The 20,627-nt window shown below is 64.8% G+C and carries 22 protein-coding genes; 11 read left to right on the top strand and 11 right to left on the bottom strand.

What is annotated here, in order from left to right; all coding sequences use genetic code 11:
• Positions 1-11 precede the first annotated feature (11 nt).
• The 3 genes from D3D01_RS05665 to D3D01_RS05655 all read left to right on the top strand — a co-directional run bounded on the left by D3D01_RS05665 (position 12) and on the right by D3D01_RS05655 (position 2,499).
• Positions 12-1,070 (top strand): threonine-phosphate decarboxylase, encoded by a 1,059-nt coding sequence (locus tag D3D01_RS05665; RefSeq protein ID WP_121511530.1) that lies wholly within the window; start codon positions 12-14, stop codon positions 1,068-1,070.
• Positions 1,063-1,779: an adenosylcobinamide amidohydrolase gene (locus D3D01_RS05660; protein WP_121511529.1), complete on the top strand. Its 717-nt coding sequence runs from the start codon at positions 1,063-1,065 to the stop codon at positions 1,777-1,779. The genes D3D01_RS05665 and D3D01_RS05660 overlap by 8 nt, the downstream gene beginning before the upstream one ends.
• A gap of 69 nt (positions 1,780-1,848) precedes the next feature.
• A complete protein-coding gene (locus D3D01_RS05655; RefSeq protein ID WP_121511528.1) occupies positions 1,849-2,499 on the top strand; it encodes a cob(I)yrinic acid a,c-diamide adenosyltransferase in 651 nt (216 codons plus the stop codon).
• Positions 2,500-2,520: 21 nt separating this feature from the next.
• Here the strand turns inward: D3D01_RS05655 and D3D01_RS05650 are convergent, their stop codons facing one another.
• A complete protein-coding gene (locus D3D01_RS05650; protein WP_121511527.1) occupies positions 2,521-2,790 on the bottom strand; it encodes a hypothetical protein in 270 nt (89 codons plus the stop codon).
• Between the two features lie 75 nt (positions 2,791-2,865).
• Between D3D01_RS05650 and D3D01_RS05645 the strand changes: the two genes are divergently transcribed.
• The 3 genes from D3D01_RS05645 to D3D01_RS05635 all read left to right on the top strand — a co-directional run bounded on the left by D3D01_RS05645 (position 2,866) and on the right by D3D01_RS05635 (position 5,724).
• Positions 2,866-4,344 (top strand): cobyric acid synthase, encoded by a 1,479-nt coding sequence (locus D3D01_RS05645; RefSeq protein WP_121511526.1) that lies wholly within the window; start codon positions 2,866-2,868, stop codon positions 4,342-4,344.
• A 61-nt stretch (positions 4,345-4,405) separates the two neighbouring features.
• A complete protein-coding gene (locus D3D01_RS05640; protein WP_121511525.1) occupies positions 4,406-5,173 on the top strand; it encodes a P-loop NTPase in 768 nt (255 codons plus the stop codon).
• Positions 5,170-5,724, top strand: coding sequence for a hypothetical protein (locus D3D01_RS05635; RefSeq protein WP_101350833.1), 555 nt, complete (start codon positions 5,170-5,172; stop codon positions 5,722-5,724). The genes D3D01_RS05640 and D3D01_RS05635 overlap by 4 nt, the downstream gene beginning before the upstream one ends.
• A 203-nt stretch (positions 5,725-5,927) precedes the next feature.
• Here the strand turns inward: D3D01_RS05635 and D3D01_RS05630 are convergent, their stop codons facing one another.
• The 3 genes from D3D01_RS05630 to D3D01_RS05620 form a co-directional block, all read right to left on the bottom strand.
• Entirely contained in the window at positions 5,928-6,161 is a 234-nt protein-coding gene (locus D3D01_RS05630) for an HTH domain-containing protein (RefSeq protein ID WP_004515058.1), read from the bottom strand.
• A gap of 292 nt (positions 6,162-6,453) precedes the next feature.
• On the bottom strand, positions 6,454-7,269 hold the full coding sequence (locus D3D01_RS05625) for a winged helix-turn-helix domain-containing protein (protein WP_121511524.1): 816 nt from the start codon (positions 7,267-7,269) through the stop codon (positions 6,454-6,456).
• Positions 7,270-7,337: 68 nt separating this feature from the next.
• Entirely contained in the window at positions 7,338-8,933 is a 1,596-nt protein-coding gene (locus tag D3D01_RS05620) for an FAD-binding domain-containing protein (RefSeq protein ID WP_121511523.1), read from the bottom strand.
• Between the two features lie 143 nt (positions 8,934-9,076).
• On the opposite strand from D3D01_RS05620, the gene D3D01_RS05615 reads away from it, so the two are divergent.
• Positions 9,077-9,589 (top strand): hypothetical protein, encoded by a 513-nt coding sequence (locus D3D01_RS05615; protein WP_101350836.1) that lies wholly within the window; start codon positions 9,077-9,079, stop codon positions 9,587-9,589.
• Between the two features lie 57 nt (positions 9,590-9,646).
• Here D3D01_RS05615 and D3D01_RS05610 read toward each other — a convergent pair whose 3' ends face one another.
• From D3D01_RS05610 to D3D01_RS05580, 7 genes are read right to left on the bottom strand one after another with little or no spacing between them, the layout of a single operon-like run.
• Positions 9,647-10,180, bottom strand: coding sequence for a hypothetical protein (locus tag D3D01_RS05610; RefSeq protein ID WP_121511732.1), 534 nt, complete (start codon positions 10,178-10,180; stop codon positions 9,647-9,649).
• Positions 10,177-10,581 carry a hypothetical protein gene (locus D3D01_RS05605; RefSeq protein WP_121511522.1) on the bottom strand — a complete coding sequence of 135 codons (405 nt, stop codon included), beginning with the start codon at positions 10,579-10,581 and terminating at the stop codon, positions 10,177-10,179. Before D3D01_RS05605 ends, D3D01_RS05610 begins: the two co-directional genes overlap by 4 nt.
• A complete protein-coding gene (locus D3D01_RS05600) occupies positions 10,574-11,278 on the bottom strand; it encodes a hypothetical protein (protein ID WP_121511521.1) in 705 nt (234 codons plus the stop codon). Before D3D01_RS05600 ends, D3D01_RS05605 begins: the two co-directional genes overlap by 8 nt.
• On the bottom strand, positions 11,275-11,721 hold the full coding sequence (locus tag D3D01_RS05595; RefSeq protein ID WP_121511520.1) for a hypothetical protein: 447 nt from the start codon (positions 11,719-11,721) through the stop codon (positions 11,275-11,277). The genes D3D01_RS05600 and D3D01_RS05595 overlap by 4 nt, the downstream gene beginning before the upstream one ends.
• Positions 11,714-12,439, bottom strand: a complete 726-nt coding sequence (locus D3D01_RS05590; protein WP_121511519.1) for a type IV pilin — start codon at positions 12,437-12,439, stop codon at positions 11,714-11,716. Before D3D01_RS05590 ends, D3D01_RS05595 begins: the two co-directional genes overlap by 8 nt.
• Positions 12,436-14,328 (bottom strand): type II secretion system F family protein, encoded by a 1,893-nt coding sequence (locus D3D01_RS05585; protein WP_121511518.1) that lies wholly within the window; start codon positions 14,326-14,328, stop codon positions 12,436-12,438. Before D3D01_RS05585 ends, D3D01_RS05590 begins: the two co-directional genes overlap by 4 nt.
• Positions 14,318-16,555, bottom strand: a complete 2,238-nt coding sequence (locus D3D01_RS05580; RefSeq protein ID WP_121511517.1) for a type II/IV secretion system ATPase subunit — start codon at positions 16,553-16,555, stop codon at positions 14,318-14,320. Before D3D01_RS05580 ends, D3D01_RS05585 begins: the two co-directional genes overlap by 11 nt.
• A 287-nt stretch (positions 16,556-16,842) precedes the next feature.
• Between D3D01_RS05580 and D3D01_RS05575 the strand changes: the two genes are divergently transcribed.
• From D3D01_RS05575 to D3D01_RS05560, 4 genes are all read left to right on the top strand, one after another.
• Positions 16,843-17,457: a hypothetical protein gene (locus D3D01_RS05575; protein WP_233563236.1), complete on the top strand. Its 615-nt coding sequence runs from the start codon at positions 16,843-16,845 to the stop codon at positions 17,455-17,457.
• Between the two features lie 86 nt (positions 17,458-17,543).
• Positions 17,544-18,221: a helix-turn-helix domain-containing protein gene (locus D3D01_RS05570; RefSeq protein WP_121511516.1), complete on the top strand. Its 678-nt coding sequence runs from the start codon at positions 17,544-17,546 to the stop codon at positions 18,219-18,221.
• A 96-nt stretch (positions 18,222-18,317) separates the two neighbouring features.
• Positions 18,318-19,091: an SDR family oxidoreductase gene (locus D3D01_RS05565; RefSeq protein WP_121511515.1), complete on the top strand. Its 774-nt coding sequence runs from the start codon at positions 18,318-18,320 to the stop codon at positions 19,089-19,091.
• A 237-nt stretch (positions 19,092-19,328) separates the two neighbouring features.
• Entirely contained in the window at positions 19,329-20,549 is a 1,221-nt protein-coding gene (locus tag D3D01_RS05560; RefSeq protein ID WP_121511514.1) for an FAD-dependent oxidoreductase, read from the top strand.
• The last annotated feature ends 78 nt before the right edge of the window (positions 20,550-20,627 follow it).

Genomic DNA, 20,627 nt, shown 5'->3' with positions numbered 1-20,627 from the left:
AACCTCTGTCAATGGACCCTGACTCGGTTGAGGGCGTGCGGACGAGTGGCGGGGACGGACCCGAGGATGCCATCGGTCCGGACGGGCGCGTGCCACACGGCAGCAGCGACGACCCGGACGTGCTGGATTTCAGCGCGAACACGAACCCCCAGGTCCCACCGGGCGCAGAGAAGGCGTACCTGGCGGCGTTCGAGACGGCCCGCTCGTACCCAGCTGACGGCTACCCGGAGTTTCGCGAGGCCGCGGCGGCGTTCGTCGGCTGCGAACCGTCGCAGGTGATACCGACGGCCGGCGGCCTTGAGGCTATTCGCCTATCGATCCAGACGACGATTCAGACGGACGATAGCGTCCTGCTCCCGTATCCGAGCTTCGGCGAGTACGCCCGGGAAGTGCGGCTCCAGGGCGGAACTCCGGAGTTCATCCCGCACGACCAACTGCTTGCCGCCGACCCGGCGGGCCACGCGCTCGTCGTCGTCTGCAATCCGAACAATCCGACCGGCGAGACCGCCGAACCCGGGGCGCTCCGGGACTTCGCCGACCGCTGTCGAGCGGCCGGGACGACGCTGCTCGTCGACGAGGCGTTCCTCGGATTCACCGGCGAGCCGTCGCTGGCCGGTCGCGAGGGCGTCATCGTCGCGCGGTCGCTGACGAAACTGTTCGGCCTGCCCGGGATTCGGATGGGCTACGCCGTCGGGACCGGACAGGAGCGCGACCGCCTCGCGACGGCCCGGCGCGCCTGGTCGATGAGCGCTGCGGCAGCCGCGGTCGGGGCACACTGCTACGGGCAAACGGGGTTCGTCACGGAGACGAAAGCCCGCGTCGCTGAGGAACGAGCGCGGATGCGGGAGCGGCTCGCGACGCGGTTCGACGTGTTCCGTTCTGATGCGCCGTTCCTGCTGCTGTCGGTCAGTGACGCCGACACGTCCGTCGATGGTATCCTTGCCTCGGCCCGTGAGGCTGGCATCGCACTCCGGGACGCCCGGACGTTTCGCGGGCTGGACTCGCACATTCGGGTCGCTGTCAGAGCGCCCGAAGAAAACGACCGGCTGCTGGATGCGCTGGATGTTTGAAACGACCGTTCGGGATGGCGTCTGTCAGATTCGCCGCAAGGGTGCCCGCTGGCTTTCGACAGCGTGGGACGGCGGCTACCGGACCGCAGACGCCGTCTACAACGTCACCGTCCCCGAGGGGTTCGAGCGGACCGACCTCGCCGCCTACCGCGCCGAGCGGCTGTCGGGGGCTGGCTTCGCCATCGGCCCGACACTGCTCACCGGCGTCCACATGGAGCACGCCCGCTGTGCCCGGAGCGGGCCGGTGTCGGTGCTGGCGACAGCGGGCCTCTCGAACCCCGCCGCGTTGCCGATGTCGGCAGCGGGGCCAGCGGACGGCTTCGACGGGCGCGCGTCCGATCCGGCGGACCGCCCCGACTGGCGGCCCGGGACGGTGAATCTCGTCGTCGGGGTTGAGCGCGAACTGGACGATGGCGCGCTGGCGACGCTGCTCGCCAGCGCTGTCGAGGCGAAGGCCGCGACGCTGCTGGACGCGGCAGATGCGCCCGGAACCACATCGGACGCGGCCATCGTCGGCTGTGTCCCGAGCGCCGAGCGCGCGTCGTTCGCCGGGAGTGCGACCGAAATCGGGGCCGCTGCCCGTGTCTGTGTCCGCGACGCTATCAGGGCGAGTCTGGCCACCCGCTACGGGGGCGACGCCCTGCCGACCGTCGACGGCGCGGAGTACGGCGTCGTTACCGACCGGGGCACCGAGGTCTTCGAGCCGTGAAAGCGGAGTGTATCACACGACGGTCCTTCATTCCAAACGGCTAAACAGAATCCCGTCGAACAGGCAGGCATGACCAACAACACGGCCGGCCCGACCGCCGAACCAATCGAGCCGAGCGCGCCCGAGGAGTTCGGGCTGGTGCAGGTCTGGTGGGGCGACGGCAAGGGCAAGACGACAGCGGCGCTGGGGATGGCGACCCGCGCCGTCGGTCACGGCTACCGCGTCCACCTCCTGCAGTTCATGAAAGGCGGGACCAGCACCGTCGAGGACGTGCGCGGCGAGTACAACGCCATTGCCGCGCTGCCGGGCTTCTCATACGAGAACGCGGGCCACTACGGCTGGCACGGCTTCCTCGACGGCAGCGAGGACGACGAGCACGAGGCCCGTGCGAAAGGCGCACTCGACCGGGCACGGGACCTCGTTCAGGCCAGCGCCGACACCGACCTCTCGGAGCCGCTGGACGCCGACGGGCCGCCAGAAGAGGGCGTCAACATGCTCGTCCTCGACGAAATACTATACGCTGCAAACCGCGCCCTCGTCGACCCCGAAGACGTGATTGGGCTCATCGAAGCAAAGCCGGACGACCTCGAACTTGTCCTCACAGGCGGCCACGAGCGGCCGGAGTTCCTGTCTGACCACGCGGACCTCGTTACCGAAGTCAGCAAGGAGAAACACCCAATCGACGCCGGTCAGGGCGCGCGGAAGGGCACGGAGTTCTGAGTACGTTCTCCTCGGACGGAGTTACAGTTCGTCCAGCATGGTATCGACGATCTCGCGAGCCGCGTCGACGTGGTCGTCGGCAACGGCATCGGCAGTGCTCTCGATGTGTGACAGAATGTGGTCGACGGTTATCAGCCGCTCAGCTAGCACGTCTTCGGAGAGTTCACCCGCAGCGATGTCGGCGGCGACGGCCTCCGCCTCTCCGAGCCAGCGGCTGGCCGTGCGTTCGACCGGCCGCTCCCCGGTTTCCGCGAGGTGTCTATGCAGCGCCTGAAGGCGTTCGTCAGTCATAGATAGAACTCGGCGGGTCGGGACAAAGAACCCCTGCCGAATCACTGATGTTCGCGGCGGCCTCAGCACTGCCCGATGGCTCACACGCTGCTGGTCGCCGGGACGGCCAGCCACGTCGGCAAGTCGACCGTCGCGGCCGGACTCTGTCGCTATCTGGCCGACCGTGCTGTTTCGGTCGCGCCGTTCAAGGCCCAGAACATGAGCAACAACGCCCGGGCGACACCGGGCGGCGAAGTCGGGGTCTCCCAGTACGTTCAGGCCCGCGCGGCCGGCGTCGCGCCGTCGACTGACCACAATCCGGTACTCCTGAAACCGCGAGGGGACGGCGAATCCCAGCTCATTCTGGACGGCGAGGCGGTCGGGCATTTCGAGGCCCGTGGATACTACGACGAGCACTGGGAGGACGCGGTTGACACGGCTCGCACAGCCCACGACCGACTCGCCCGGTCCCACGACGTGATTGTCGCCGAAGGGGCGGGGTCGATTGCCGAAATCAATCTGCACGACCGCGACCTGGCGAACGTCGAGACGGCGCGCTTCGCCGACGCCGATATCCTGCTCGTCGCCGACATTGAGCGTGGCGGCGTCTTCGCCTCGCTCGTCGGGACGCTCGAACTCGTCCCCGAGGACGTGCGCGAACGGGTGGCCGGCGCGGTCATCACGAAGTTCCGCGGCGACCGCTCGCTGCTCGACCCGGGCATCGAAGAGTTCGAGGACCGGACCGGCGTCCCCGTCCTCGGCGTGGTTCCCTACGACGACCCGGGCCTCCCCGAGGAAGACAGCGTCGCGCTGCCGCCGGTCGGCGAGCGAGCCGTCGTCGGTGACGGTGACGGCGTTGCCGACGACGAGAGCGTTACCGTCGCGGTCCCGCGGCTCCCGCGTATCTCGAATTTCACCGACCTCCAGCCGCTCGCCCGCGAACCCGGCGTCAGAGTCGCGTACGTGCCACCCGGTGCCACCCTCGACGACGCCGACGCGGTGGTCCTGCCGGGGAGTAAGAACACGGTCGATGATCTGCGAGCGCTTACCGACGCTGGATTCGGGGACCGACTACGGGCGTTCGACGGCCCTGTCGTCGGCCTCTGTGGCGGCTACCAGATGCTCGGTGAGGCGATCACGAACGCCGCGGTTGAGGGGACTGGCGACGCGGACCACATCGAGGGGCTTGGGTTGCTCCCGGTGACGACAGCATTCAGCGAGGCGAAGACGGTCGAACACGTCGAGCGGACACTCAATGGTGTCGGCCCGCTCTCCGGAGCGAGCGGGACCGTCGAGGGTTACGAGATTCATATGGGCGACTCAAAACTGACAGGCGGGGCCGCCCGTCCCTTCGACAGTGACGGGGCGGCGACCGACAGTGTTCTGGGAACATACCTCCACGACCTCTTCGTCAACGACACTGCCAGAGATGCCTTTGTGCGAAACACCTTCGAAAGTGCTGGTATCGCCCTGCCAGAGGCACCCGAACGAGCCGACAGCGACCCGTACGAACGCGCGGCTGGGCTCATCCGCGACCACGTTGACCTGGGACCGCTCGGACTACCCGACCGATGAGTGTTTGATACTTCGTTAACTTCCGGAAATTTATATACAGCTAGCTCGCAATATTCCCTTAATGGTCGAAGTGTTCGCGGTCGCCAGTGGGAAGGGCGGGACTGGCAAGACGACGAGCACCGTCGCCCTCGGGATGGCGCTGTCCGACCGCTACGACGTGACGGTGGTCGACGCCGACACAGGAATGGCGAATCTCCTCTTTCACGCCGGGCTCTCCGACGCCGAGACGACGCTGCACGACGTACTAGCTGCTGACGCGCCGGTCGAGGCAGCCACCTACAACCGGTTCGGGCTGACGGTCGTTCCCTGCGGCACGAGCCTCGACGGCTTCAGGGACGCCGACCCGGCCCGGCTTCGAGACGTGGTTGCGACACTCGCAGCAGACACAGACATCATCCTGCTGGACTCGCCGCCGGCACTCGACAGTCGAACCGCCGTCCTTCCAGTCGTGCTGGCCGACCGTATCGTGGTCGTCCTCCAGCCGACGATTCCCGCTATTTCGGACGGGCTAAAGGTCCAGGAGTACGCGACGACCTACGACACGGACGTAGCGGGGCTCCTGTTCAACAAGGTTCGTGAGTCCGAGTCTATCGAGCAGGTCTCGGAGAAGACTGAGCGGTACTTCGACGGGCCGACGCTCGCATCGGTTCCCGAAAGCGAGCGAGCCCGCGAAGCACGTCGCGCTGGACGGCCGCTCCTTGCACACGCTCCCGAGTGCGAGGCCGCAACGGCCTATCGAGCGGCCGCCGAGGCGCTCACAGTACAGAACGGGACAGCCACCGACGCCGCCGACCGGTTCCAGAGCGCCGTCATCCCTGAGTCGCTATGAAACTCCCCTGCGGCCGACTCGACAAGTCCCGCGTCGTCACGGACCCGCGAGACACGCTCGCTGACGTGCTCAACCGCGAACTGACCGGCTACGCCGTCTTTGAATCTCAGGAGACACTCTTGCTTGACGGCAAGGGGCGGGGTGTCATCACGTTTACCGACGGTGTCCCCGTGCTGGTCTACCACACCGGGACAGACCGCGGTGGCCCGCCGGCGCTTGCTGACCTCGCTATCCCCGGGCCGTACCACGTCTCGTTATACGCACTCGACGCCGCCGACCTCGAATCGGCCCACGAGGCGGCCGACCTCCGAGTCCCACCCGGGATGCCCGCCGAACGGTTGGGCGGCGACCCGGCGCTGGCCGACAGTACCCGACGGGCGGCCCCCGACGAGCGACTGTCGGTAACGGACGACGATGCGACAGCAGTCGAGGACGAAGTCGCCGAGCAGAGTGCCGTCGAAGCGTTCCTTGACGATACCGAGAAAATCGAGGCGATCAAGCAGCAGGCACGTTCAGAGGCCCGCGAGCGCGCCCAACAATGGGATTTCTGACAGTCTCGCGTAAATAGGCTCGCTACAGCACCGGCGCTATCGGTCTGTATCATGACAGGTCTGCAGTACGTACGTCGCGACGCGGCCCCGGCGTCACTCCGAAACCGAACCGGTATGACGGTCCTTCCCTTTCGTAGCCGGTGCACCGGTGCGTGTCGACTCCGAGGCCGATACTGTCCGGCCACAACCGACACCAGTCGATATCAGTCTGCCCGAACCGGGATCCACCACACTCGCGACCGTCCCCCGACTTTCTTGCTCGTGATATCCGTCTCTGATTCGAGGTCGTGGAGTTTGTTCAGTGCTGTCCGGCGCGAACAGCCGAGTCTGTCCGCTACCTCTGACGCCGTGAGTGGCTCCGCGTAATCGTTTCGGTGTTTGAACACCTCGATAACGTCCGATTCAGTGTACTGGATTTCCCGTCCAGGCGGAGACATACTTCTGTCAACGATTGCCACACACTTATACTGTCGGCTATTATTTCATTCTGCGTGAAAATATAGAAACGCAGGCGGTCGTTGTCGCAAAACGGTCCCGGGCGCCGGATCAGAACGGCATGAGCTTTCACGGGTGTTACATACCCTGTAACATGTATTGGGTCCCAAAACAGTTACAGCGAATAAGTATAGACACCTACCGACCAAACTCTGTGTCGGGGGATATGCTATCCCGCCCTCCAGTGAGTGCTGGAACGCCGACCAGTGCTCCCTTCGGCCCTCATACAGCCCGTCACGGATTGTTTTCCTGTACAGGCAGGACTGCTGCGAGCGGCTGTGATCGCTCTTTATACTGGTCGAACACCGTCTCGGCCCAGCAATACACCGCTGTCGCGTCGGACTCCGCTATCGCCCGGACGTTGTTCCGGTCGTCGTAGGCCGCCAGACAGACTCGCGACCGGTCCAGCGCGAGGCCGATATCAAGCGCGGTGTCGTGGACATACGTGTTGATGTTCTCGTGTTCGAGGCCGCGCTCTAGTGCGTCTGAGAAATCGGACACGGACCGTTCGAGCACGCTGTGGTCGATGATGAACTCGATATGTGTCCCTGTTTCGAGGAGTTCCACTGCGGCGTCGTTGAACACTGACGTTACGATCGGTGAGATGGCCCGAACGTCACCCTCGACTTCGTGCATCCAGTCTGTGAACCGGTTGATAGCGGCGAGGGGGTTCTGCTCTGAGGTCGTCGTGAGACAGGCTGGGTCCAGCAGATCCGCCGGGAGTTCACCGGCGATGGAGCCGAGGTGTGCGGCCAGCGGCCCGGCCGCCCGCGCCCGCTCAACCTCGTCGACGAGCGCCCTGTACCGGTCGAACACCCGCTGTCCTGTCACAGTAAGTCGATACTCACCGTCCCGTTTGACGACCCATTGGCGCTCGGAGAAGCCCGCGAGTATCCGCTGAATCGTAGTCCGCGTCGCATCCACCGAGTCACACAGGTCAGTGGGCCGTGCCGGACGCTCCCGGAGCTGGGCCAGCACCGCGAACCGCTGTGGTGACCCAGTAAGGTACCTGCAATCTTCGAAGACGGTGTCAGCCGGACCTTCCGCCATTGGCCATGTCTGAGTGGGCGACCGTCTTAGCCTCTTTGGCCTTTGGCAACACTAGACAGGTCTATAACCTATTCGTCACCGAACGAGTCGAGGCTTGTCTGGGTCCCGTCGTTTCCGGTGCCGTTCGATGCATCCGTTCCGTGTTCGGCGGCGATACGTGCAGCGGCCTCGCGGCCCCCGGAGAACGATGCGCGGCGTGCGATAGTCGAGTCGCTCAGGGCATCGGCCGCATCGGCACGTACTGCCTCGTATCGCCTTTGGAACGCCTGTCGGGCCGCGTCGTAGTCGACGACCGGGTGTGGGTAGTCCTCGCCGATATCGACGCCACAGGACGCCTGCACGTGGACCGGCGTTTGCTCGGGCCGGTCGAGATACTCGTCGGGGAGCGCGTCGAGTTCGGGCACCCACCGACGGATGAACTCGCCGTCCGGGTCCTGGTCGCGGACCTGCTTGCGCGGGTTATACAGCCGGAGAGCCGGCTTGCCAACCAGTCCGCACTGGGACTGCCACTGGGTGTAGTTGATGGCCGCCGAGGCGTCGATGAGGTGGTGGTAGAACCAGTCCGCGCCGAGCCGCCAGGGCTGCTGGAGCAGATGGTAATACACCGATACACACATTGCCCGCATCCGGAAGTTGAGCCAGCCCGTCTGTTTGAGACACCGCATCGACGCGTCGACCATCGGGAACCCGGTCTGGCCGTGCTTCCAGGCGGCAACCAGCTCGGGATCGTACCGCTCCGCGTTGAACCCCACCAACACCGGATTCACCGCCGCATCGAGCCAGCCGGGCCAGTCTTCGAGCTTCTGCTCGTAGTGTTTGTTCCAGAACAGCCGCGAAATGAACATCTCTTTCCCGCGGCCGTCGGGCGCGTGTTCGTCGACGTACTGGAAGACCTGCCGCACGGAGAGACAGCCAAACGCGAGATACGGCGAGAGTCCGCTGGTCCCGTTTCGTGCGTCTGTCGGCGCAGAGATGTTCCCCGGATAGTCGTCGATCCGCTCGATGAACGCCGACAGCCGCTCACGCGCCGGGCCGGTCCCACCGCGAGGCACGTCGGATTTCGACGGTGTGACTGCGTAGTGTTCTTCGACCGCGTCGATGTCGATCCCGCTGTCGAAGCTCCGTGAGGTGACCGTGCTCGGGTCCCAGTTGTACTGGTCGGCGGAGAACCACGCCGATACGTCGTCCTGCCATCCATCGCGAGTCTCCGCTCGGTCACGGACCAAGCCGTCGCCGTCAATGCATGTTACATCACACTGTTCCTGCACGCGGCGGTCCCGTTTCCGACCGTAGCGTCCGGTCGGAACGGCCTTCGTCACGATGTCCCAGCCGGCCCCGCGGAACCGCCCCAGCACGTCCACCGGGTCCCCGTGGGCGTAGGTGAGTCCGCGGCCAGTCGCAGTGTGGTACTGGTCCGAGAGGTCGGCCAGGCAGTCGTGCAGGAACCGAACCCGGCTGTCACAGGCGAGGCCGTCCGCGCCGTAGAACGCCGGGTCGAACACGAACAGCGGGAGCACGTACTCGGACGTCCCAGCCCTCGCGACTGCAGCCTGGTCACGGATCCGAAGGTGTTCACGATGCCAGACGACCGTCCCTGATTCGTCGTCGGCGAGCGTCGGAATCGCGTCCCGCTCCGGCGTGTCCCCTGAGTCCAGTCTTGGCATCCCGTCGTTGGGTCATCGTTGGCCCGCAGCTACCACTGTCTTTCGACTCTCGAAGCTCCGGCCGAACCAGGAGTCCCCGGTGGCCGAGTGGTGTCCGCAGTCGTATCAGAAGGGTTACCCCTCGGGACCCGCGCTAGCCGACAATGGAATTCGAGTCCACGCGCCGCCGCTTCATGCAACTCGCCGGAACGAGCGCGACAGTCTCCCTCGCTGGCTGTAACGCCCTCCAGGGAGGCACCAGCGACGGAATGAACACGGGGACAGAGCCGCAAAACCAGAGCGCGGGCGGGGAGCCTGCAACGGTAACGGTCGGAGTCGAACCTGACCAGACGCAGTTGCGGGACCGACAGCAGGAGATCCAGTCGGAGCTTCAGGCGGGGAACCTCACACAGAGCGAGGCACAGGCAGAGTACCGCACCGCACAGGAGAACCTTGCAGAAGGCGCAATCAGTTCCTTCGAGGAGCGTGCCACATCTGAGCTTGGCCTCACTATCGACGATTCCGTTTCACAGGCGGGTGCGCTGCTGGTCACTGGCCCGCCGACCGGCCTCATCGCTACCCTCTCAGTCGACAGTGTTACTGGACTCTTCCCGCAATCGACGTTCGAACAGATCCGGTCGCAGGTTCGAACTGAAACGCCGGGCGCAGCGGAGTAACTCACACGCCACTGGCCGACTGCCGGCTCGCGCCGAGCGACGGTGTGTGATTTGCACTCACCGGGAGGACTTCCCACTGGTTTCCAGGACCACGGTGACGGTGGTTTCGCCACGCTCGGTTGTTGTCGTCACATCGAAGCTGACGGCGAGAACATGTGTGCGACCCACGCGGTCCTGTCCGACGACGCCGCGGTCGGCGGTACAGTCCCCGAACTGGCGGGCCGGTCCCGACGGACAGTTTTCGTCTTTCCACTGCTGTGCGGCAGTACCGTTGTAGGTTATATTGTAATGGACACCGTCCTCAATGCGGGATGTCTGGAGGCGGTCAAGCCGAGGACCCAGTCCGGTTCGAACGGCCGTCACCGCCGACTCGTTCGCGGTCCAGGCGTATTGGCTCGGGATGGACGTGCTCTCAGTTGCCACGGCTCGCTCAAGGACTCGAAGCGCGTCAGCAGACGAGTCGTCATCGTAGTCGGCCGTCGCCCGAACGTCATCGTGATAGCTCAGTTGGAGCGAGGCGAGCACAATTGGGACGAGCGCTACGGCGATGACCGTGGCCGCAACGAGCACGAGCTGTCCGCGCCGGGTCACGCGTACCACACGGTGATCCGGACACTCCCGTGTTCCGTCGGCACAGTTGCAGTCCCGGTGCTGACGCCCTGTGGCGTCGGTGTTCCGACCGCACCGTGCGGTGTTTCGACCCGGAAGAGCACGTTGTCGGGCAGGATGCGTGTGACCCGGTTCGAAAGCGCGCTCCGTTCGCGGTCGAACGCAGTCGGACTAGACACGACCTCCTGCAGTCGCGTCGCACCGCCGTGTCGCGGCGGGTCAGTAGCGAGAATGGCCGCCGTGTCCGAAGCGTACGCATCAAGTTGCGGCCCCTGTCGGTCCGGCGCTGGCGTCCCCAGGGCGAACCCGAGCGCGACGCTGAGAATCAACACTGTGCCGAGGGCAACTTCCACGAGCGACAGCGGCAGTTGCGCTCTAGACATCGACGGTCACCACCAGCGTCTCTTTCGTCGACCGCGGGGCGTCGTACTCTATGGTCACGTTGCCTGGTTCGAGCTGGCCGGCCCGCTGGAAGCGCAGCGCCGTCGTCTCGTAGGGCACCAGCGGGACCGCGTAGCTGCCGTCCAGCCCGCTCCGGTTGTGCAGGACGACCCGGTCGTTAGCGCGGACCGTCCAGACAGTCGTGCCCGCCGGCGGGTCGATAGTTACGGTGGCCTGTGCGCTCCGGCGAGGGAGCGTCACCGCGTCGGTCGTCGCCAAGTCGGGTGAGAGTGTCCGTGGTTCCCGAGACTCGACCACGACGAGACGGGTGATTTGTGTCCCGCTGTAAACTGTGCCACTGCGTGCGATTTCCTCGTCAGCCAACTCGACGCTGACCGCATACTCACTGGCCGGCGGTGCGCTCCGCTCCAGCGCCGCCTGGTCGAAGTCGTCTACCCGAGATTGATTGAGGACGTTGCTCCGGGCGGTCAGCGGCCCGTCCACCGCGACGAGTCGGTCAGCAATTGCGGCAGCGACCCGTCGCTCGTCGGGGGTCCTATCCGCACCGGTAATCGCGGTGTCGGCCATCGCGACACCCAGACCAGTGACAACAGTCAGGAGCACGAGCGCGATGCCAAGCGCTGGGAGCGACGTCTGGGCACGCATGGTGGCGTCAGAACGATGGTTCGACACGGTCATCGCTCCGCCTCCAGTGTCACCGTCACGCTCCCCGTGGTTCCAGAGACAACGACCACAGTCGGACTGCCCGCCTGCCATTCACCTTCGAGGGTATCGACTCTGTCGGGCAACACCGGCTGTGCTCGGCCGCCGATTTCGGGGTTAGGATGGTCGAGGACGAGAGCATCCCCATCAGTCCGAATACTGTATCCTGCCCCGTCGATAGTCTCCGGGAGCGATACCCGAACAGTCGCCGAGACGGCCGGGGCCTCCGGCGGAATGGCCTGCTCGACGCGGGCCGTCGCTTCGGCGAGCGTTCGGTCGCCGAGTTCCGCCCCGACGGCGGATTGATACGCCGGGACAGTGCCGCCGTACAGCGTGGTCGTCACTACTCCGATGTACAGCAGCACAATCCCCATGCTCAGCAGTTTCTCGACGACCGTGCTGAGCGCGCGGTTATCCATGGCTCACCTCCGTCCGCATATCGTGGCGGACAAGATACAGCGTCCGGCGGCCTGGGAACGTCGCTACGACGCTCTGGACGCCATCGCCGTCGATGTCCCTGACTCGCGTGGTTGCACCGACACGCTGGAAGTAGTCGGTGAACGGCCGTGGAGTCGCCGTCTCGATAGCCACGCTGTAGTTGTCAGGCGGGAGTTGTTCGCGTTCGTGGCTGACGTTCTGGCGGATACCAGCGGACACACCGCCGGTGCCAGACACCGTGCCACCGCTGGCGTTGACAATCGGTGCGCCGACGATGACCGCTGTGTCGTCCCGCGTCGCCGTCACCGGCGGGTCCGTTTCGAGCCACGCGTTCCCCGCGGTCCCGCGGACAACACTCCCGGCGAGAAAACGGACACGGTCGTCGCTGGAATCGTAGATCACTGCGTTGACGGGGACCGTTCGCTGGACGCCGGAGTCGTTGCGGACTCGGAGCTCTCGTTCGACTGTAGTCAGCCGCCCTTCAGTAAACCGAACACGGGCCGTCTGGTGCCCCGTCTGCTCCACTGGTCGGAACGACGTCTCGAACGTGTTAGCGACGCGGGCCTCGTTGGCGGTTGCGGTGTGGCCGTCGACGACAGTCCCGACGACGGCCGTCAGCCCACCGAGCGCGACGACGGTCAGCCCCAGCAGCAACACCACGCCGACAACGTGTGACTGGGCGACGGTATCGCGCTTCAAATCAGACCAGCCCCCGCGAAGACAACGTATGCGACGAGCACCAGCCCCGAGGAGTGCAACAGCGCTTCGTAGGCGCCGCGGCTCGCCGTGCCGGCGAACCAACCACAGGCCAGCATCGTCGCCTGCGTGACGACGTAGAACCGGTGTTGCTCCCGGACGGGTTTGATCGCGCTCGGGTCGAAGGCGATGTTCGCACCGCCAGAGACCGACGACAGTTGTGCGAAGCTATCGAGGACGTAGACGTTGACAGCGACGGTAATGCCGATGACGAGCAGCGCCGTCGTCCAACCGACCGCAACGTAGACGAGCAGGGCTGATCGGATGGATTTCCGCAGATGGTAGAGTTGACCTATCTCTGTCTGGAGCGTCTCGAACACGTCCTCCGCATCGCTCCCCGTATCCAGCGCGCCGACCACAAGCCCGATGGTCTGTTCGGCCATCGGCGTACCGACGCGATCGACGAAGTGGTCCAGCGCCGCGGCCCGGCGGTCGGCCGCGGCGTCGCCGGGGCTATCACCCAGCGACAGTGTGAACGCGAGCGACTGGACATCGCTGGCGAGCGCGCCGAGTTTCACGTCGTCGGCGACACGTCGGACCGCCTCTGGGAACGGGCGGCCCAGCGCGACGTGGCCGGCGACGGCGTGAACAAAGTCCTGTATCTCCCGGTCCTTCGCGTCGTCCGCTCTGGCCCGACGGACCGTTACCAAACCGACGGGGACGCCGACGGTGGTATACGAAAGGAGCGCGACGTTGACCGGACGGTAGCCCAGTGACCAGAGACCCGCGGCGACGACCACGCCCAACGGCACGCAGGCGAGGAGTGCACTTGCTGGGTTCGAGGGAATCGTCATGAGGATTGCGACAGGGCCATTCGGCAGGCCATAGCTCGGAGCGGCCGTGTTCCGCGGACGGAGCGTCGTAACGACAAACGCCGCCAGCAACCCGGCAGCCATCACGAACGCCGCGCTCCCGTAGACGACGATCGCGCGAACGGTCGTTTCGCCCAGCGGCGTCGCAACAGGCTCGGAGAGGCCGGGCGCGAGAATACCCATCACAGTGACGATGAGCACCACGAGCGCAGGCAACACCAGCAACACTACGAACAGTTCCGCGAGCAGTTCGAGATAACCAGTCGCCCGCTCGTGTTGTCGGCTCTGCTCGTGCGAGAGCAAGCGCCCCTCCATCTCCAGATATCCCTCCAGCGCCTCGGCGCTCTGATTCGCATGTTCGCGGAATTTGAGCAGAAACGGGGCCAGCAGGTCTCGCGAAGGTGTCTCGCTGGCGACCCGCTCAATACCAGTGTCGAGACTCCCGGTGAGGATCCCTTGGTTAAGCGCACGTCGGAAGGCGACCGCTGTCTCGCCGTAGGCGTCCTGTTCGGCAACGGCGCGGAGCATCTCTCGCCGGTCGTGGGTTCCGGACGCGAGAACTCTGAGGTAGCGGACGGCACCGGGCAGCGTGGCTGCGATGTCCGCGCGCCGCGCGCTTGCGACCCACGAGAGATACCGGTTGCCGGCGACGAACACGCCACGTTTGAGCGTGAGTCCGGCGACCGCTCCGAGGATAGTGGCCACGAGAAGCCGAGGGACTTCTGGTAGCGCCAGCCGGTTGATCACCGGGAGGCTCTGCTGGAGCACCGCGACGAACGAATCGAAAGTCCCCGGCGGCACGAGCATCGCTATCGTGGCAGTTCCGACAACGCCGACACAGAGCGCTACCCACGAGAGTCCGTACACTCTGGCGACATAGACGCCGAAGCCGGCGCTTGGATAAGCGGCCCGGTAGCGGTCACGCGTGCTTGCGTGGCTGTCATCCTCGGCGTGGTGGGCGAACAGGGCGTACAGACCCCGGTCGAGCAAACCGAGCGTCCCGCCGCTCTCAGTCGTCACCCGTACCGACCTCCAGTTGGGGATTATCGGGGGTACCAGTCTGTCGCCGCAGTCGCTCGACGGTCGCTGCCTCGTTCGTCTCTAGGTCGGCTAGCACGCTGAACAGGTCGTCGAAGTCAGTCAGGCCCTCCTGAACGAGGTACTGTACGTACCGGTGACGACGGTGAAACGCGTCCTCAACGGCTGAGACCGGTTCGTCACGGAGGTCCGAGAGCCGGTCGAAGATACCAGTGTCGACCTGCCGCCGGTCATCGCCGAATTGCGGGTGGTCATAGCCGAATTCGAAGGTCCCGTCAGGCCGCCGCCAGCAGACGCTGTTCCAGTGGATTGTCGTCCCGTCCTTGTGTATCGTCCCACTCCGGTCGTTCCCACCTTCGGCGACGGACGGGTCGTCAACGAACTCGACGACGTCACCGACGTAGCGCTCCCCATCGACGTGCCGAGGGAATACGACGAGATCTATCTCTTCGAGCAGATAGGTCGGCACGCCCTTCTCGATAACGCGGTTGACCAGCGACTCAATGTCGTCAGCGTGGGTCGTCCCGATAACGCCGTGACCCGTGTTGAGCGTCTCAGCGAAGGTCTCGAACGACGCGGCCGTGTTGATTTCGGCGATGACCTCGATATCTGGGTTCAGATAATTGCACTGTGTCATCAGATCGGCCATCGTCACGCGGCGGTGGTCCCGCTCGTGGTCCCGAGTGGTGAGCGAAACGCCTGTCTCGTGGGGAATCCGGACCTCACGCGACCCTTCGTCGATACTGATGGGGCGGTCCCGATACGGGATAAAGGGCATATGGGCGTTCATGAGGGTCGTTTTGCCGGCCCCGGTTGGCCCCGAGAAGAGGACGACGCCGTGAGATTCATACAGGAGCCACAGCAGCGCGACCAGTTCCGTCGGCAGCGAATCACGCTGGACCAGATCGACCGGGGTCATCGCATCGCCCGACTGTTTTCGAATAGAGATGTGGGGACCGCCTTCGCTGATAGTCGGCAGAGCCACGGCACAGCGGATGGTGTCGTCGGTGTCGTGGAGACCGTCCCCATCGGGGTCGATATTGACTTTCGCGCTCGGGTTCGAGGCGTTGAGTTCAACGCCATCATCGGCGGCCAGTTGCGTGACGACATTGACGAATGCGGCCTCCGACTCGAAGGCGAGGTTGGTCGGTACACGGCCGTCGTGACCGAGGTCAGCGCGCGGGAGGACCTTCACGCGTTCGTCGACCCGGTTCGCCTCAATGTCTTCGAGCGTGTGGTCCCGAGTCGGGACAGTGAGTTTCCCGTAGCCGACTAGATCCCGAAGTACGTAGTACAGCAGGTCGTCGAGGCGGTCGTCGGCGAACCGGTGGTCGACCGGCGGGACAGCCAGATCGAGTTCGGCCAGCGCCGACCGGAGTCGGTAGCGGGCGGCGTCGACCCACTCGGTCGTGTTACGGACGGTTAGCTGCCGAGCCAGTAACGAGCGAGCGCGTTCCCGGACGAACTCGACGCGGTCTTCGACGACGCCGTTGACGCCGGTCTCCCAGACACGCTCCTTGCATACCTCGATGAGTTGTTCGTCGCCGGGGAGCAGGTCCGGCTTTCGAACCGCGTACTTCGTCGTGAACGGGTCGGCACCGAGGAGATGCTCGCGGTAGACGACGACCGGAATCTCGAACCCCTGAAACCGGACAGTGTGGCGCTCGACACGCTCGCTCGCGAACCGATTGAGATACGCCGGGTCCGCTCCGAGGTCGGTCTCGGCCGGGGCGTAATCATCGGTATGGACGACGACACCGTCGTCAGTCACGTCGGCGACGTCAATGCGCGAATCCAGCGCGTACGGAGTCAGGTCGTCGAAACACGCCAGCGACGAGAGTGCGTGGTACTCGATTCGGCGGCGGCTCGCCGGCGACGCGTCGATCAATCGGTCGATGACCCGGCGGTGTTTCGCATCGAACCCCCCGTTCATTCGCTCTACCGCCCCCTCACGCGTCCGTGGCCGCTCGATATTCGCACCTGCGAAGTGCGCCTCAACAGTCGACAGTGCGTTAGCTTCTGACGCTGAGAGCACGGGATCACGGACATCGTACCGGAACCTATTTGCACCTCGTCGAACGGTCACGACGACGCCCGGATACACCTCGTCTTGCTCACGAACGTCCGGCGCGTACCAGGCGTCGGCGTCATCCGGTGGCGTCGGTGCGGGGACCTCCGTCGCGGTCTCCGCGGCAGCCTGTGCGGTCATACGCAGTTTTAGTCCAGCAACTGTACTTAAAGTTGTAGACTTACTCTTCCGTAATTTAATTAAAATATAAAGGCTAGGAAAGAGTATATGAGGGGTAGCGGAGACCCGATGAGAGTGGTTTCTCAACATCACATAATCCCGACAGGGTAGGGCCGTCTGATACTGTCGAATAATCGTTGGTGTTGGGTGATAGACGCAGTCTTGCAGGCGTGCTGTCGATTTGAATGTGTATTTTCGTGATATGCACCAGAATTATCATAACCGTGCCCGCGGATCAGGTCATTTGTATGAAACAAACGCAGCCGGCACCGAACGGTGATAGCACAGAGTCGACAACCGCCACACGACGACGGATACTCAAGGGCGCACTTTGTGCGGGGGCGACCGCAGCAGCGGTTCCGAGCCTGAGCGGCGTCGCGGCGGCCCATTTTCCGGTCGAGATCGCAATCGAGATTCAGCCCGGGAACGCGGAGAACTTCATCGACCTATCGGACCACGAAACCGTCACCGTCGCGGTCAAGCAGTCGGAGTTTATCAACAGCGATGGAGACAGTGAGACGTTCGATCCCACTGAGCGGGCTGTGCGCTATCGGTTCGGCTCGCGTCTCGCACTGGAAGACGGCGAGGGCGCTCGGCCCGTCGATGATGGCGAGATCACGGAACCAGAAGACGAGGCTACGGATGACCAGTCGTCCCTCGTTCTCACGTTCCCGGTCGATGAGATGGGGCTCGACGGCGGGGAGGAGACAGCGTGGTTGTACTGGGAGCGGGACGAATCCGGGCACCACGGCTACGCCGGCTTCGATTCCGTGCGGGTATACCGCGGATACTCCAGGGGCAGCGGCCTGATCGAACAGCTACGGCAGTTGCTGGGAGGTGAGGCGGCATCCAGTTCTGACTGAGGGCCTGTGAACCCGGAGCAGTGCTGGCAGCGCGTGCCTGTACTCGCGATGCTGGCGACTATATACGTCGAATCCGATGGGACGCTATGGCTATCGTTGCTGAAATCCTCCTCGCCGACGAAACCCTTCCGCTGGTCGGCGTGGCGGACTCGGTTCCGAGCGGCGAACTTTCGATTTCGAACGCCGTCGGCCTCGAAGACGGAAAGCTGCTGCTGACGGTTAGCGTCGACGCTGACTCCCGCGACGCGTTTGAACGAGAACTGGACGCCCAGCCACAGATCACTGATGCGGCGGAGATTGGACAGACGGCCAACGGCTGGTTCTACAAGATTGTCGTCGACAACGCGTCGAGTCTTATTGCATCTCACGACCCGGCGGAGTTCGAGGGCGTTGCGATGGACGCGACGGTCACCGGCGAGGGGATACGTGAACAGAAAGTCTTCTCCGACTACGACGCGTTCAGTGCGCTACAGGACCGGTGTGCGGTCAACGACATCCCGCTCGAACTGCTGAACATCGCTTCAGACCCCGAGAACCCTGGCGAGCGCGACCAGTTTGGACTCACTGACAGGCAGTATCGAGCGATATCCGTCGCCCTCTCCGCGGGGTATTACGATTCGCCACGTCGGTGCTCGACGGCGGAACTCGCCGACAAACTCGATGTGTCAGCCGCCGCGGCGTCTGATCTCTTGCGCCGAGCCGAAAAACAGCTCATCAGTTCGACGGTCGGCCCCGACCAGTTCCGGAACGCGCTCACGCAGTAGCCGTTCCCCTGTTCGACCGCACCGCCCCTGTCGCCACATAAACGGGCTTATCAGTAAGCGAAGCACGCTCGTGGCCGTCGCACCTACGGGACGACGATGACAGATAAATCTGAGACAGACGACCAGAACACACAGCGACTTGCAGGCGACGTTGCGATTGTCACCGGGGCTTCATCGGGAATCGGTGAGGCAACTGCCGAGGCGCTCGCTGATGCGGGCGCGAGTGTCGCACTCGCCGCTCGACGCGCTGACGAACTGGAAGCACTCGCGGACCGGATCGAGTCATCTGGTGGGGAGGCGCTTGTTGTACCGACGGACGTTGCCGAGGAAGACGACATCGACTCGCTGGTCGAGGCGACGACCGACGAGTACGGTCGCATCGACATCCTCGTCAACAACGCCGGCGTGATGCTGCTCGAACCGCTGGAACGGGCAGACCGGTCGAACCTCAGGCAGATGGTCGAGGTGAACCTGCTCGGGCTGATGAACCTCACCCACGCGGTGCTCCCGGTCATGCAAGAGCAGGAAAGCGGCCACATCGTCAACGTCTCCTCCGTCGCGGGACGCCGTGCGTCGGCCGATTCGAGCGGCTACAACGCGACGAAGTTCGGGGTGAACGCGTTCACTGAGGCAGTCCGGCAGGAAGTGACGACACAGGGCATCCGGACGACGGTTATCGAACCGGGTGCCGTCGATACGGAACTCGCGACGCACGTCCCGGACGAGCAGGTGCTGGAGCGGTTCGCGGAGATGGACCTCCCGATGCTCCACCCCGACGATATCGCTCGCGGCATTGTGTACGCGACGAGCCAGCCCGCCCGCGTGGACGTGAACGAACTCCTGATCAGGCCGACCGGCCAGGATATCTGAGACGGCCACCGCACTTGTCGAACGATGTCGCGACGGTCGGATCGAAACGCCGCCTCCGGTGTAGTTGACACACGCAGTACTGGCCGCCGAAGCCAGCTGTCAGGTGCTAACTGACCGCACTACCACATCGCGTTCGTTGCCGTCGTCTGTGCGATTTCCGCGTGCTGAAACGGGACGTACAGTCGCCGAAACGCCCGGTGTCGGAGGAACCTTACGTCGCCCTCCCTAACCACACACATGGCAATTGAGACGGATGTCCTCGTCGTCGGTGGTGGCGCGACCGGCGCTGGCGTCGCTCGTGACCTCGCACTTCGTGGCGTCGACGTGACGCTCGTCGAGCGCAACGGGCTGACAAGCGGTACCTCCGGGCGCTCGCACGGACTGTTACACAGCGGAGCCCGCTACGCCGAGGCCGACCGGGTCGGTGCCGAGGAGTGCATCGCCGAAAACCGGATACTCAAGGAGATCGCCGGAGCCTGCATCCGTGACACCGGCGGGTTGTTCGTCCAGCTCGCCGCGGACGACCCCGACTACTTCGAGGCCAAGCGGGCGGCCTGTGCGGAGGTCGGTATCCCCGTCGAGACGCTGGACGCCGATGCGGCCCGCGAGCGGGTGCCTGACATCGCCGCAGACGTTGAGCGCGCGTTCGAAGTCCCGGACGCCGTCATCTACCCGTCCCGGCTCGTCGCCGCGAACGCCGCAGACGCTCGCGACCACGGCGCGGACATTCACCCACACGCGCCCGTCGAGGACGTACTTGTCGAGGACGAGCAAGTGGCCCGCGTGCAGGTCGGCGGGACAGTCGAGGATACCATCGAAGCAGACTACGTCGTCAATGCGACCGGGGCCTGGGCTGGCGAGTTTGCCGCGATGGCCGGCCTCAACGTCGAGATGCAACCGACGCGAGGGGTGATGGTCTCAGTCGAGTACGACGCCCTCGGGCCGGTACTCAACCGCTGTCGTGACCCCGACGACGGCGACATCGTCGTGCCACACGAGAACGAGGCCGTCCTCGGAACGACGAGCGTGCCCGTCCGCGACCCGGACGAGTACGAGACGGAGCAGTGGGAGATCGAGGAGAGCATCGAGGAGTGTGCGGCGATGCTGCCGCCAGTTGCAGACGCACCCGAGGTCCGGACCTGGTGGGGCGTCCGACCGCTGTACGCGCCAGACGAGGCGGAGCGCGGCCGCGGTATCTCGCGGGGCTTCTTCCTGCTCGACCATGCCGACGACGGCGTCGACAACATGGCGAGTATCGTCGGCGGCAAGCTGACCACCTATCGGCAGATGGCCGAGGCGACCGCCGACCGCGTCTGTGACAACCTCGGCGTTGACGCTGCCTGTCGGACCGCGGACCAGACGCTCCCGGGCGTCGACGACCCGAAACAACTGGACGCGCTCGTGGCCGAGTTCGACGGTCAGGGCCCGACTGGCCAAGACGTGGTCGGGTCGACGTAACCGTCCATCATGCCCTGATTCAAACCGGAAGCGAGGGGTGTCAGCCGACTGTACCGTTATAAGGGTGGCAGCCGCACG

This window comes from Haloarcula sp. Atlit-7R (genome assembly GCF_003666065.1).
Classification (GTDB): Archaea; Halobacteriota; Halobacteria; order Halobacteriales; family Haloarculaceae; genus Haloarcula; species Haloarcula taiwanensis.
Note: the sequence above shows the minus strand (reverse complement) of the source record. Positions and strands in the feature narration are given on the sequence as shown.

Coding starts and splice junctions, on each gene's coding strand:
- D3D01_RS05665 (WP_121511530.1), top strand. CDS start 12: ATGGACCCTGACTCGGTTGAGGGCGTGCGGACGAGTGGCGGGGACGGA.
- D3D01_RS05660 (WP_121511529.1), top strand. CDS start 1,063: ATGTTTGAAACGACCGTTCGGGATGGCGTCTGTCAGATTCGCCGCAAG.
- D3D01_RS05655 (WP_121511528.1), top strand. CDS start 1,849: ATGACCAACAACACGGCCGGCCCGACCGCCGAACCAATCGAGCCGAGC.
- D3D01_RS05650 (WP_121511527.1), bottom strand. CDS start 2,790: ATGACTGACGAACGCCTTCAGGCGCTGCATAGACACCTCGCGGAAACC.
- D3D01_RS05645 (WP_121511526.1), top strand. CDS start 2,866: ATGGCTCACACGCTGCTGGTCGCCGGGACGGCCAGCCACGTCGGCAAG.
- D3D01_RS05640 (WP_121511525.1), top strand. CDS start 4,406: ATGGTCGAAGTGTTCGCGGTCGCCAGTGGGAAGGGCGGGACTGGCAAG.
- D3D01_RS05635 (WP_101350833.1), top strand. CDS start 5,170: ATGAAACTCCCCTGCGGCCGACTCGACAAGTCCCGCGTCGTCACGGAC.
- D3D01_RS05630 (WP_004515058.1), bottom strand. CDS start 6,161: ATGTCTCCGCCTGGACGGGAAATCCAGTACACTGAATCGGACGTTATC.
- D3D01_RS05625 (WP_121511524.1), bottom strand. CDS start 7,269: ATGGCGGAAGGTCCGGCTGACACCGTCTTCGAAGATTGCAGGTACCTT.
- D3D01_RS05620 (WP_121511523.1), bottom strand. CDS start 8,933: ATGCCAAGACTGGACTCAGGGGACACGCCGGAGCGGGACGCGATTCCG.
- D3D01_RS05615 (WP_101350836.1), top strand. CDS start 9,077: ATGGAATTCGAGTCCACGCGCCGCCGCTTCATGCAACTCGCCGGAACG.
- D3D01_RS05605 (WP_121511522.1), bottom strand. CDS start 10,581: ATGTCTAGAGCGCAACTGCCGCTGTCGCTCGTGGAAGTTGCCCTCGGC.
- D3D01_RS05600 (WP_121511521.1), bottom strand. CDS start 11,278: ATGACCGTGTCGAACCATCGTTCTGACGCCACCATGCGTGCCCAGACG.
- D3D01_RS05595 (WP_121511520.1), bottom strand. CDS start 11,721: ATGGATAACCGCGCGCTCAGCACGGTCGTCGAGAAACTGCTGAGCATG.
- D3D01_RS05580 (WP_121511517.1), bottom strand. CDS start 16,555: ATGACCGCACAGGCTGCCGCGGAGACCGCGACGGAGGTCCCCGCACCG.
- D3D01_RS05575 (WP_233563236.1), top strand. CDS start 16,843: ATGAAACAAACGCAGCCGGCACCGAACGGTGATAGCACAGAGTCGACA.
- D3D01_RS05570 (WP_121511516.1), top strand. CDS start 17,544: ATGGCTATCGTTGCTGAAATCCTCCTCGCCGACGAAACCCTTCCGCTG.
- D3D01_RS05565 (WP_121511515.1), top strand. CDS start 18,318: ATGACAGATAAATCTGAGACAGACGACCAGAACACACAGCGACTTGCA.
- D3D01_RS05560 (WP_121511514.1), top strand. CDS start 19,329: ATGGCAATTGAGACGGATGTCCTCGTCGTCGGTGGTGGCGCGACCGGC.